At 72.9% G+C, this 12173-nt stretch carries 10 protein-coding genes; 3 read left to right on the forward strand and 7 right to left on the reverse strand.

Features of this window, described 5'->3' with window-relative positions; genetic code table 11:
• Window positions 1-46 precede the first annotated feature (46 nt).
• The 4 genes from FHS34_RS01170 to FHS34_RS01185 are packed head-to-tail and all read right to left on the reverse strand — an operon-like array spanning window position 47 to window position 5710.
• Window positions 47-1207, reverse strand: a complete 1161-nt coding sequence (locus FHS34_RS01170; RefSeq protein WP_184958629.1) for an acyl-CoA dehydrogenase family protein — start codon at window positions 1205-1207, stop codon at window positions 47-49.
• A gap of 5 nt (window positions 1208-1212) precedes the next feature.
• Complete coding sequence (locus FHS34_RS01175) at window positions 1213-2154, reverse strand: hydroxymethylglutaryl-CoA lyase (protein ID WP_184958632.1); 942 nt, start codon at window positions 2152-2154, stop codon at window positions 1213-1215.
• Window positions 2151-4082: an acetyl/propionyl/methylcrotonyl-CoA carboxylase subunit alpha gene (locus FHS34_RS01180; protein WP_184958634.1), complete on the reverse strand. Its 1932-nt coding sequence runs from the start codon at window positions 4080-4082 to the stop codon at window positions 2151-2153. The genes FHS34_RS01175 and FHS34_RS01180 overlap by 4 nt, the downstream gene beginning before the upstream one ends.
• A gap of 11 nt (window positions 4083-4093) precedes the next feature.
• Complete coding sequence (locus FHS34_RS01185; protein ID WP_184958637.1) at window positions 4094-5710, reverse strand: carboxyl transferase domain-containing protein; 1617 nt, start codon at window positions 5708-5710, stop codon at window positions 4094-4096.
• Between the two features lie 97 nt (window positions 5711-5807).
• Here FHS34_RS01185 and FHS34_RS01190 point away from each other — a divergent pair, with 97 nt between their 5' ends.
• The 3 genes from FHS34_RS01190 to FHS34_RS01200 all read left to right on the forward strand — a co-directional run bounded on the left by FHS34_RS01190 (window position 5808) and on the right by FHS34_RS01200 (window position 8682).
• Window positions 5808-6413: an SACE_7040 family transcriptional regulator gene (locus FHS34_RS01190; protein ID WP_184958639.1), complete on the forward strand. Its 606-nt coding sequence runs from the start codon at window positions 5808-5810 to the stop codon at window positions 6411-6413.
• A gap of 199 nt (window positions 6414-6612) precedes the next feature.
• Window positions 6613-7770 carry an acyl-CoA dehydrogenase family protein gene (locus FHS34_RS01195; RefSeq protein WP_184958641.1) on the forward strand — a complete coding sequence of 386 codons (1158 nt, stop codon included), beginning with the start codon at window positions 6613-6615 and terminating at the stop codon, window positions 7768-7770.
• Between the two features lie 36 nt (window positions 7771-7806).
• A complete protein-coding gene (locus FHS34_RS01200) occupies window positions 7807-8682 on the forward strand; it encodes an acyl-CoA thioesterase (protein WP_184958643.1) in 876 nt (291 codons plus the stop codon).
• Window positions 8683-9001: 319 nt separating this feature from the next.
• Here the strand turns inward: FHS34_RS01200 and FHS34_RS01205 are convergent, their stop codons facing one another.
• The 3 genes from FHS34_RS01205 to FHS34_RS01215 form a co-directional block, all read right to left on the reverse strand.
• Window positions 9002-9406: a hypothetical protein gene (locus tag FHS34_RS01205; RefSeq protein WP_184961360.1), complete on the reverse strand. Its 405-nt coding sequence runs from the start codon at window positions 9404-9406 to the stop codon at window positions 9002-9004.
• Between the two features lie 73 nt (window positions 9407-9479).
• Window positions 9480-10268 (reverse strand): phosphatase, encoded by a 789-nt coding sequence (locus FHS34_RS01210; RefSeq protein ID WP_184958645.1) that lies wholly within the window; start codon window positions 10266-10268, stop codon window positions 9480-9482.
• 78 nt (window positions 10269-10346) lie between these two features.
• Window positions 10347-12143, reverse strand: a complete 1797-nt coding sequence (locus FHS34_RS01215) for a PucR family transcriptional regulator (protein WP_184958647.1) — start codon at window positions 12141-12143, stop codon at window positions 10347-10349.
• Window positions 12144-12173 lie beyond the last annotated feature (30 nt).

Genomic DNA, 12173 nt, shown 5'->3' on the forward strand with positions numbered 1-12173 from the left:
CGGCCCGGACCGCCCCCGCGGGCGACCGGGCCGTCCTGCGTCGCTCTCAGCCCACCAGGCCCAGTTCCCGCGCGATCAGCATGCGCTGGACCTCGCTCGTGCCCTCGCCGATCTCCAGGATCTTGGAGTCGCGCCACATGCGGGCCACCGGGTACTCGTTCATGAAGCCGTAGCCGCCGTGGATCTGCGTGGCCTCACGGGCGTTGTCGACGGCGACCGTGGAGGAGTACAGCTTGGCCAGCGCCGCCTCCTTCTTGAACGGCTCGCCCGCCACCAGACGGGACGCCGCGTCGCGCCAGGCCAGCCGGGCCGTGTAGGCCTTCATCTCCATGTCGGCGATCTTGAACTGGATGGCCTGATTGGTGCCGATCGGACGGCCGAACGCGTGGCGCTCCTTGGCGTACTTCACCGACTCGTCCACACAGCCCTGGGCCAGGCCCGTCGCGAGCGCCGCGATGGCGATGCGGCCCTCGTCCAGGATCCGCAGGAACTGGGCGTAGCCGCGGCCCTGCTCGCCGAGCAGGTTGCCGGCGGGTACCCGCACGTCCTGGAAGGAGAGTTCACGGGTGTCCGAGGCGTTCCAGCCGACCTTGGAGTACGGCGCCGCGACCGTGAAGCCCGGCGTGCCGGACGGGACGATGATCGCCGAGATCTCCGGACGGCCGTCCGGCTTGCGCCCGGTGACCGCGGTGACCGTGACCAGACCCGTGATGTCCGTGCCCGAGTTGGTGATGAAGCACTTCGAACCGTTGATCACCCACTCGTCCGTGTCCGGGTCCAGGCGGGCCGTGGTGCGGGTCGCCCCGGCGTCCGAGCCGCCGTCCGGCTCGGTCAGGCCGAAGGCGCCCAGGATCTCGCCCGCGCAGAGCCGGGGGAGCCACTCGCGCTTCTGCTCCTCCGTACCGAAGAGGTGGATCGGCATGGCGCCCAGCGAGACGCCCGCCTCCAGGGTGATGGCCACCGAGGAGTCCACCCGGGCCAGCTCCTCCAGGGCGATGGCGAGCGCCAGGTAGTCGCCGCCCATCCCGCCGTACTCCTCCGGGAACGGCAGCCCGAACAGACCCATGCGGCCCATCTCGCGGACGATCTCGTACGGGAACTCGTGCCGCTCGTAGAAGTCGCCGATCTTCGGCGCCACGACGTCGTGCGCGAACTCCTCCACCGTACGGCGGAGTTCCTCCAGCTCGGGGCTGAGACGGTGGTCCATGCTGATCACTGGTCCTTGTGGGAGAGAGCGCGGACGGTACGGGACGGGCTGGGCCGGTCCAGATGGGCGGCCATCCACACGCTGGTGGCGGTCAGACGGCCGAGATCGACCCCTGTCTCGATGCCGAGGCCGTGCAGCATCCATACGAGGTCTTCGGTGGCGAGGTTGCCGGTGGCGGACTTGGCGTACGGGCAGCCGCCGAGGCCGCCCGCGGAGGCGTCCACCGTGGTCACACCGTGCTGGAGGGCCGCCAGGGTGTTGGCGAGCGCCTGTCCGTAGGTGTCGTGGAAGTGCACGCCGATCTCGTTCGTCGGCACGCCCTCCTCGTTGAGCAGCGAGAGCAGTTCGAGCACATGGCCGGGGGTGGCCACGCCGATCGTGTCGCCGAGGCTCAGCTCGTCGCACCCCATGTCCCGCAGGGCCGTGCAGACGCGGGCCACCTGGTGCAGCGGCACCGCGCCCTCCCACGGGTCGCCGAAGCACATCGACACATAGCCGCGCACGTGCGCGCCCTCGTCCTTCGCGTGCCGTACCACCGGCTCGAACACCGCGAGCGACTCGTCCACCGTGCGGTTGAGGTTGGCCCGGGCGAAGGACTCGGTGGCGCTGGCGAACACCGCGACGCGGTCGGCGCCGAGGGCCAGCGCCCGGTCCAGTCCGCGCTGGTTCGGCACCAGCACCGGAAGGGCGGCCCCCAGGCCGCTGACGAGCGGGAACAGCTCCTCCGCGTCGGCGAGCTGCGGCACCCACTTCGGGTGCACGAAGCTCGTCGCCTCGATCGTCGTCAGGCCCGCCCCGGCCAGTCGGCGGATGAACTCCGCCTTGATCTGCGTCGGTACGGCCGACTTCTCGTTCTGCAGCCCGTCGCGCGCGCCGACCTCGTGGATCCGCACCCGCGCGGGCAGATCCTGGGCCGGTACGACCATGGGCAGTCCCTCGGCGGTCACGGAGCCACCTCCTCGTGCGGCGCGATGACGGCCAGCACCTGGTCCATGGCGACCGTGCTGCCCGGGGTGACGTCCAGCTCGGCGACCGTGCCGGCGTGCGGGGCGGAGATGACGTGCTCCATCTTCATCGCCTCGACCACCAGCAGGCTCTGCCCGGCGCTCACCTCGTCCCCGACGGCCACCTTGACCACGGTGACCGTGCCGGGCATGGGCGCGGTGAGAGAGTCGGCACCCGCGTGCGCGGCACCGCTGAGGGACGCGGCCACCGGGTCGTGGTCCCGCACCTGCCAGGCGTCGCCGTCCCGGCCGATCCAGTCACCGGCCCGGTGGAAGGTGTGGCGGACGCCGTCGAGGGTGACGCCGACCGTGGCGTCGGTGACGGTCGCGGTGCCCCGCGGGGTGTACGCCACCGGGTCCTGCACGCGCAGGTGGAAGACGGGCGGCTTCGGGGTGCCGCCGAGGCGCCAGCCGCTGGGCACCGAGAACGGGTCGACCCAGCCGTCCGCGCGGGGCCGGAGCGCCTGCGCCCGGACGGCCGCCGCCGCCTCGTAGACCTCCTCCGGCACGTCCGTGCCGACCAGGTCGTCCACGACCCGCTCGACCAGGCCGGTGTCCAGATCGCCCCGCACCACGGCCGGGTGGGCCAGCAGCCGGCGCAGGAAGCCCGCGTTGGTCTGCACGCCCAGCGTGACCGTCTCCGCCAGGGCCGCCCGCAGCCTGCGCAGCGCCGTCGCGCGGTCGGGGCCGTAGGCGATCACCTTGGACAGCATCGGGTCGTACAGGCTGCCCACCTCGGTGCCCTCGCTGAGCCCGGAGTCGGTGCGGACGCCGTCGCCCTGGGGCTCGTCCAGCAGCAGCACGGTGCCGCCGGAGGGCAGGAAGCCGCGCGCGGGGTCCTCCGCGCAGATCCGGGCCTCCACGGCGTGCCCGGTCAGCGTCACGTCCTCCTGCGTGAAGCCCAGCCGCTCCCCGGCCGCCACCCGCAGCTGCCACTCGACCAGGTCGAGCCCCGTGATCAGTTCCGTGACCGGGTGCTCCACCTGGAGGCGGGTGTTCATCTCCATGAAGTAGTACTGCGAGGGGTCGTTGCCCGGCACGATGAACTCCACCGTGCCCGCGCCCCGGTACCCGCAGCTGCGGGCCGCCTGCACGGCCGCCTCGCCCATCGCGGCCCGGGTCTCCTCGTCGAGGAGCACGCTCGGCGCCTCCTCGATGATCTTCTGGTGGCGCCGCTGCAGCGAGCACTCGCGCTCGCCGAGGTGGACCACGTTCCCGTGGCCGTCGGCCAGCACCTGGATCTCGATGTGCCGGGGCCGGTCGACCCACCGCTCCACCAGCAGGGTGTCGTCGCCGAAGGAGGCGCGGGCCTCGCGACGGGCGGCGGCGATCTCCTCCTCCAGGACGGAGACGTCCCGCACCAGCCGCATGCCCTTGCCGCCGCCGCCCGCGGACGGCTTCAGCAGCACCGGTACCCCGATGTCCCGCGCGGACGCGGCGAGGTCGGCGTCCGACAGCCCGCTGCCGCTCGAACCCGGCACGACCGGCACCCCGGCCTTCCGCACGGTCTCCTTGGCCCGGATCTTGTCGCCCATGAGGGCGATGGCGTCCGCCGGCGGGCCGATGAAGACCAGCCCCGCCTCCTCGCAGGCGCGCGCGAAGCCCGCGTTCTCGGCGAGGAAGCCGTACCCGGGGTGGACGGCCTGGGCGCCGGTGCGGGCGGCGGCCTCCAGCAGCCGCTCCACCGACAGATAGCTCTCGGCGGCGGACGCCGGACCGATCCGTACCGCCGTGTCGGCCTCCCGGACGTGCCGCGCGTCGGCGTCGGCGTCGGAGAAGACCGCCACCGAGCGCACGCCCAGCGAGCGGAGCGTACGGATCACGCGGACGGCGATCTCGCCCCGGTTGGCCACCAGCACTGTGTCGAACACGGTTCCCCTCCTCACATCCGGAAGACGCCGAACTGGGGTTCTCCCAGCGGCGCGTTGGCGCAGGCCGTCAGGGCGAGGCCCAGCACCTGACGGGTCTCCAGCGGGTCGATGACGCCGTCGTCCCAGAGCCGGGCGGTGGCGTAGTAGGCGTTGCCCTGGCGCTCGTACTGCTGCCGGATCGGCGCCTTGAAGCCCTCTTCGGCGTCGGCCGGCCAGTCCTCGCCGCGCGCTTCCAGCTGGTCCCGCTTGACGGTCGCGAGGACGCTGGCGGCCTGCTCGCCGCCCATGACGGAGATCTTGGCGTTGGGCCACATCCACAGGAAGCGGGGGGAGTAGGCCCGGCCGCACATCGAGTAGTTGCCCGCGCCGTACGAACCGCCGACCACGACCGTCAGTTTCGGCACGCGGGTGCAGGCCACCGCCGTCACCATCTTGGCGCCGTGCTTGGCGATGCCGCCCGCCTCGTAGTCCTTGCCCACCATGAAGCCCGAGATGTTCTGCAGGAACACCAGCGGGATGCCGCGCTGGTCGCACAGCTCGATGAAGTGGGCGCCCTTCTGGGCGGACTCGGCGAACAGGATGCCGTTGTTGGCGACGATCCCCACCGGGTGGCCGTGGATCCGGGCGAAGCCGGTGATCAGGGTCTGCCCGAACTCGCTCTTGAACTCGGCGAACCGGGAGCCGTCCACCACGCGCGCGATGATCTCGCGCACGTCGTAGGGGGTGCGGGAGTCGACCGGGACCGCGCCGTACAGGCCGTAGGGATCGACCTTCGGCTCGACGGAGGGCAGGACCTCCCAGGGGAGGGACTGCCGGGCCGGGAGCGTGGCGACGATGTTCCGCACGATCCGCAGGGCGTGCGCGTCGTCCTCGGCGAGGTGGTCGGTGACCCCGGAGACCCGGGAATGCACCTCGCCGCCGCCCAGCTCCTCCGCCGTGACGACCTCGCCGGTGGCGGCCTTCACCAGCGGGGGACCGCCGAGGAAGATCGTGCCCTGGTTGCGGACGATCACGGCCTCGTCGCTCATCGCCGGGACGTAGGCCCCGCCGGCCGTGCAGGAGCCGAGGACGGCCGCGATCTGCGGGATGCCGGCGCCGGACATCCGGGCCTGGTTGTAGAAGATCCGGCCGAAGTGGTCCCGGTCGGGGAAGACCTCGTCCTGCATCGGCAGGAAGGCCCCGCCGGAGTCGACCAGGTAGACGCACGGCAGCCGGTTGTCGAGGGCCACCTCCTGGGCGCGCAGGTGCTTCTTCACCGTCATCGGGTAGTACGTGCCGCCCTTGACCGTGGCGTCGTTCGCGACGATCACGCACGCGCGTCCGCTGACCCGGCCGATCCCGGCGATCACGCCGGCGGCCGGGGCCTGTCCGTCGTACATCCCGTCGGCCGCCAGGGGGGCCAGCTCCAGGAAGGGCGAACCCGGGTCCAGCAGCGTGTCCACCCTGTCCCTGGGCAGCAGTTTGCCGCGCGCCGTGTGCCGGGCGCGCGCCTTCTCACCGCCGCCGAGGGCCGCCGCCGCCAGTTTGGCGCGCAGCTCCTCCACGAGCGCGAGATGGGCCTGTTCATTGGCCCGCCAGCCCTCCGACGCGGGATCTGCCGCGCTCCGAAGCTCCGGTGCCTCCTGCATCCTGCGGTCCCCTCACCCGGTGGTCGAACCTGTTAATGAGCGTTAACCATTGCGTCCAGGTTAACGAGCGCTAACCGCGCTGTCTAGAATTGGCCGTATGGTCAGCAGAACCGATGCCCCGACCCGCCGCGAGCAGATCCTGAAGGAGGCCGCGCGGCTCTTCGCCGAGCGCGGTTTCCACGGCGTCGGCGTGGACGAGATAGGCGCCGCGGTCGGCATCAGCGGACCCGGTCTGTACCGGCACTTCCCGGGCAAGGACGCGATGCTCGCCGAGCTGCTGGTGGGCATCAGCGGGCAGCTGCTGACGGGGGCCAGGCGCCGCCTGGCGGAGGCCGACGGGCGGACCGGCGCCTCGGAGGTCCTGGACTCGCTCATCGAGGGCCACATCGACTTCGCGCTCGACGACCGCCCCCTGATCACCCTGCACGACCGGGAGCTGGACCGCCTGCGCGACAGCGACCGCAAGCTGGTGCGGCAGCTCCAGCGGCAGTACGTGGAGCTGTGGGTGGAGGTGGTCCGTGAGGCCCACCCGGCGCTGACCGAGCCGGCCGCCCGCTCGGCCGTCCACTCGGTGTTCGGGCTGCTGAACTCCACGCCCCACCTGGGCCGCGCGGGCACCCTGCCCGGCCGGGGCACCACGGCGACCCTGCTGCACCGGATGGCCCGGGGGGCCTTCGCTGCGGCGGGCACACCCGAGGACTGACCTCGGCCGGCCGACGACCCCGCCGCCGGGGTCGCGCCTCAGTGCTCACCTGATCGTCGACCCGCGCACCGGGACGACAACTGACGCCGCTCATCCGTCCGTGCCGGGCGGGTGGCACAACTCACCCTGGACGCCTCCGCGTACTGGCCGGTATCTTCGACTCTGAGCAAGCGCTTAGACAGACGTGGAGGTGGGCGGCGTGCGCCGTACGGTGTTCAACGAGGATCACGAGGCGTTCCGGGAGACCCTCCGCGCCTTCATCGAGGCCGAGGTCGTCCCCGTCTACGACGAGTGGTTCGCCGCCGGCCAGGCGCCGCGCGACTTCTACTACAAGCTCGGCGAGCTGGGCATCTTCGGCATCAACGTGCCCGAGGAGTTCGGCGGCGCGGGCATGGACAGCCACAAGTTCGAGGCCGTCCTCTACGAGGAGACCGCCCGCGCGGGCGTCCAGTTCGGCGGCTCCGGCGTGCACGTGCTGCTCGCCCTCCCGTACATCAAGATGCTCGCCACCGACGAGCAGAAGAAGCGCTTCCTGCCGAAGTTCGTCAGCGGCGAGGAGATGTGGGCCATCGCGATGACGGAGCCGGGTACCGGTTCCGACCTCGCGGGCATGAAGTCCACCGCCAAGCTGTCCGAGGACGGCACGCACTACGTGCTCAACGGCGCCAAGACCTTCATCACCGGCGGTGTGCACGCCGACAAGGTGATCGTCTGCGCCCGCACGGCCGCGCCCACCGCCGAGGACCGCCGCCACGGCATCTCCCTGTTCGCCGTGGACACGAAGTCCGAGGGCTACTCCGTCGGCCGCAAGCTCGACAAGCTCGGCCTGAAGACCTCCGACACCGCCGAGCTGGCCTTCGTCGACGTCAAGGTCCCGGTCGAGGACCTGCTCGGCGAGGAGAACAAGGGCTTCTACTACCTCGGCCACAACCTCGCCTCCGAGCGCTGGGGCATCGCCTTCGGCGCCTACGCGCAGGCCAAGGCCGCCGTCCGGTTCGCCAAGCAGTACGTGCAGGAGCGCACCGTCTTCGGCAAGCCGGTCGCCCACTTCCAGAACACCAAGTTCGAGCTGGCCGCCTGCCAGGCCGAGGTGGACGCCGCCGAGGCCGTCGCCGACCGCGCCACGGAGGCCCTGGACGCCGGCGAGCTGACCCCCGCCGAGGCCGCCTCCGCGAAGCTCTTCTGCACCGAGGTCGCCCACCGCGTGATCGACCGCTGCCTCCAGCTGCACGGCGGCTACGGCTACATGAACGAGTACCCGATCGCCCGCCTGTACGCGGACAACCGCGTCAACCGCATCTACGGCGGCACCAGCGAGATCATGAAGTCGATCATCGCCAAGGACATGGGCCTGTAGGGTCCCCGCGATCACTGGCCGGTACCACCACAAGCCATGAGCCAGGCACTCCAGGATCTCCTCGATCTGCTCGACCTCGAACAGATCGAGGAGAACATCTTCCGCGGCCAGTCCCGCTCCGCCGTCGTGCCCCGCGTCTTCGGCGGGCAGGTCGCGGCGCAGGCGCTGGTCGCCGCCGGGCGGACTGTCCCCGCGGACCGGCCCGCCCACTCCCTGCACGCGTACTTCCTGCGCCCCGGCGACCCCGGCGCCCCGATCGTCTACACCGTGGACCGCATCCGCGACGGCCGGTCCTTCACCACCCGGCGCGTGGTCGCCGTCCAGCACGGCAAGCCGATCTTCCATCTCTCGGCGTCCTTCCAGGTGCACGAGGAGGGGCTGGAGCACCAGGCGCCGATGCCCGCCTCGCCCGACCCGGCGACGCTGCCGACCTCCCACGAGCGGCTGCGCGGCTACGGTCATCTCGCCCCCGAGGTCGTCGAGAAGTTCCTCGAGGCCCGTGAGGCGATCGACCTCAGGTACGTGGACGAGCCGCCGTACGGGCAGTACGGCGAGCCGCGCGAACCCCATTCCCAGGTGTGGTTCCGCACCAACGGCAAGCTGGGCGGTGCCGTCGACGAACCGCTGCTGCACGTCGTCCTCGCCACCTACGTCTCCGACATGACGCTGCTCGACTCCGTGCTGCTCGCGCACGGCCGCGGCGGCTGGGCCGTCGGGGACGTCGTGGGAGCCTCCCTGGACCACGCGATGTGGTTCCACCGGCCCTTCCGCGCCGACGAATGGCTGCTGTACGACCAGGAGTCGCCGTCCGCGCACGGCGGCCGGGGCCTCGGCCAGGCGCGCATCCACACCCAGGACGGGCGGCTCGCCATCACGGTGATCCAGGAAGGCGTGGTGCGCGTCCCGAGGTGACCGTGACGGGGGTGCCGTTCGAGATGACGAGTGCCGCCAGCGGTACTACGCTCTTTGAGTGAAAGCCGCAGCGAACGGCATGCCCTGTACACGGGATTCCGGAACCGCGGGATCCGCGTTCGCAGCACCCGGTCACGCGACCATGCGCGGGTGGGCTGCGAGGGTGTCGGTGAATACGCCGTTTCGTTCAGTCCGGCTGCGGTGACACCTCAAGACCGCGCCGCATCTTCCCCTGTTTGTCGCGGCGACGGCCATCCACCTCGCGCCTTCCCGCTGGGAATCGCGAGAGACGATGGAGATGGAAGGTACTCCCATGCGATCACAGCGCACTAGGCGCCTCGTCGCGCTGTCCGCCTCCGGTCTGCTGCTGGCAGGCGGAGCCGCGCTCGGCACGGCCGGCACCGCCTTTGCCTCCTCGGACCATGGCGACCACGGTTCCTACAGCTGGGACAGTGGCGACCACGGCTGGTGGGGCGACGACGATGACGACGACTACGGCTATGGCGGCGGCCATGGCGACTACGGCGACGACGACGGTGGCTACGGTGGTGACCACGGCGGTGGCTACGGCGGTGACCACGGTGGTGGTTACGGTGGTGGCGACCACGGCGGTGGCGGCGGCGACCACGGCGGCGGTGGCGGCGACCACGGCGGCGGTGGCGGCGGTCACGGCGGCGGCGGTGGCGGCGGTCACGGCGGTGGCGGCGGAGGAGGGGGCGGTCACTGAACCGACGACGGACTGACCACGACGTGCGGCCCCGGCCCGGGGGCCGCACCTCCGCGTGGTCGCCGCCGCGTCAGGCCAGGTTCGCCGCGGCGAGCAGATAGGCCGTCATCGGGTCGTAGTGGCGCGGGCTGACCACGTGGTCGTCGAGCGGGACGACCACCTGCAGGGTGCCCTCCGCCTCGGCGAGGAACAGCGCCGGGTCGTTGCAGTCGGCGTACCCGACGGAGTCGACACCGTGCTGTCCCGCGTACCCGGCCCAGCCGTGGTCGGCCACCACCAGGTCCGGCAGCGGGCGCCCCTCGCGCTCAAGTCCGGTCAGAATGGCCCGCATCGGCTCCCCGGAGTGGGTGTGCCAGAGCGTCGCCCCGTGCTCCAGCACGGCGACGTCCGCGAACTGCATCACGTAACCCTCGTCCGTCTGCAGCCCGTCCGGGATCACCACGATCTCGCAGCCGGCGGCGCGCAGCGCGGCGGCCGTGGCGCGGTGCACGTCCAGCAGGCCGCCCGGGTGACCGGTCGCGAACAGCACCCGCTGGCGCCCCTCGGCCGCCTTGCGCAGCCGCGCCGCCAGCCGCTCCAGCGCGTCCACGGTCAGCTCGGGGTCGATGGTGTCCTGCCCGTACCGGTACTCGGGATCGTCGTTGACGCCGACCCGCTCCGCCATGACCGCGAGCACGTCCTGCTCGTCCGTCCAGCGGTCGCCCAGCTCCAGGCCGAACCAGAAGTTGCGGACCCCGTTGGCGAGCTGACGGTAGTGGGAGAGGTTGTTCTCGCGGGGCGTGGCGACGTCCCCCGCGATACGGGTTCGCACCAGGTGGTCGACGAGCTGGGCGCGGCTGGGTGTCCCGGATATCGGCATGCCTTCCATTGTGAGGCAGCGCGCCGCGGGAGTCTTCGGCATATCGGCCCCTGGGACAGGCGTCACTCGCCCCTGCCGTCAGCCCCGTCGCAGCGCGAACCACAGCTCCATGCGTACGTCCGGGTCGTCCAGGTCGGCCCCCAACAGGCCCGCGCAGCGGGCGATCCGCTGCCGGACGGTGTTGCGGTGCACGCCCAGCGCCACCGCCGCACGGTCCCAACTGCCGTGCAGCGACAGCCAGCTGCGCAGGGTCTCGGCGAGCGCGGGCTGTCCCGAGAGAGGGGCGAGCAGGGACCGGGCGTGCGTCTCGGCGTCCGCCGGCGGCACCAGGTCCGCCAGCGCGGGGCGGGCGGCGTGCCGGAGCAGCGGGGCGCGGGTGGCGCGGGCCCGGGCGAGGGCACGGGCGGCCTGGGTGTCGGCGGCCGGCCACTCGTGCGGCTCGGCCGGGGCACTCACCCCGAGCGTCCAGCCGGGCTGCGGCGCCGGTTCCCGGTCCGCCGGCACCAGCACCCGTACGACGTCCCCGCCGAGGTCGACCAGCGGCGAACCCAGGGCGGCGCCGAGCGCGGAGGCGGCGACCGGGTCCGGGGCCTGGGCCTCCGGCCGGGCGTGCACGACGAGCCACCGCCCGGCGCCGAGCAGCGGGGCCACCTCCCCGGGCGGGGCGCCCAGCAGCAGCCGGACGAGCGCGGAGGACCGGGCCGCGCCGGCCCCGCTCTGGTGCTCCCCGGTCAGCAGGGTCAGCAGCACGGCGGCGATGGAGGCGATGGTGTGATCGCCGGGTTCGCGGCGGGGGGTGGCCACGCCGAGCACGAACCCCTCGCCGGCCCCGAGGGCGTACACGGCGAGGTGGGTGTCGCCGAAGGCGTCGGTGGCGGAGCTGGGCTGCGGGCGGGGCGGGGGAGCACCGGGGGCGGCCGACGGGGTGGCGGCCGGCTGGGGCCGGGCAGATGAGGTGATCGGGGTGAGCCGGGTGCCTGGTGGGGTGGTGGTCGGGTGGGGACGGGTGCCCGGTGGGGTGGTGGGCGGCTGGGGACGGGTGCCCGGTGCCGGGGGCGTGCCCGGGGCGTGGGGCCGGCGGTCGGTGGGGTCCGGGGGTGTCGTCGTCCTGGCCGCCGGCCGGACCACCCCGGCCAGCGCCGCCAGCGCCGCCCCGGCACCCTCCACCGGCTCCCGCCCCGCCCCCGCGCCGACCGCGGGCTCCCGCCCCGCCCCCGCGCCCACCACGGGTTCGCGGCTCGCCCCCGGCTCCCGGCCCGCCCCCGGGCTCGCCGCCGGCTCCCGGCCCGCGCCCGCGACCTCCGTGCCGTCGGGGCCGTACAGCACCGCCCGACCGCCCAGGCGCTGGGCCAGCTGGCGCAGCACGGACGGGACCGGATCCTGCCGTGCGGCGGCCACCGCGAGGCTCTGCTGGGCCTCGGTGACGCGCCGCAGCTCCGCCAGCCGGGCCTGCGCCATCAGCTGCCACACCGCGCGGGCCACGCCGGAGAACGTGGTCTGCGGCGGGACCTCCAGCAGCGGCAGGCGCCGGCTCTCGCAGGCGGCGACCAGGGCCGGCGGCACCGTGTCGTGCACGGGTGCCAGCCCGAAGCCGAGGGCCGCGCCGCCCGCCGCGACGATCCGGGAGACGTAGTCGTCGAAGTACGCGCTCACGTCCGGCCCCTCCGGGATGTGCACCCCGGCCGTCAGCAGCAGCTCGCCGCCCAGCAGGTACGGGTACGGGTCGGCCATCTCCGAGGTGTGCGCCCAGTGGATCACGATCCCCGGGTCCGTCGGCCCGGCGATCTGCCGCAGCCCCAGGTCCTCCCTGGCCAGCAGGGCCGACAGCGTGACCGGTGGGGTCGGTGGGACGGCTGGGGTGATCGTCTCCGGCATGATGTGCGTTTCCTCCATCCCGTCCCGTTC

The organism is Streptomyces echinatus (genome assembly GCF_014203595.1).
Lineage (GTDB): Bacteria > Actinomycetota > Actinomycetes > Streptomycetales > Streptomycetaceae > Streptomyces > Streptomyces echinatus.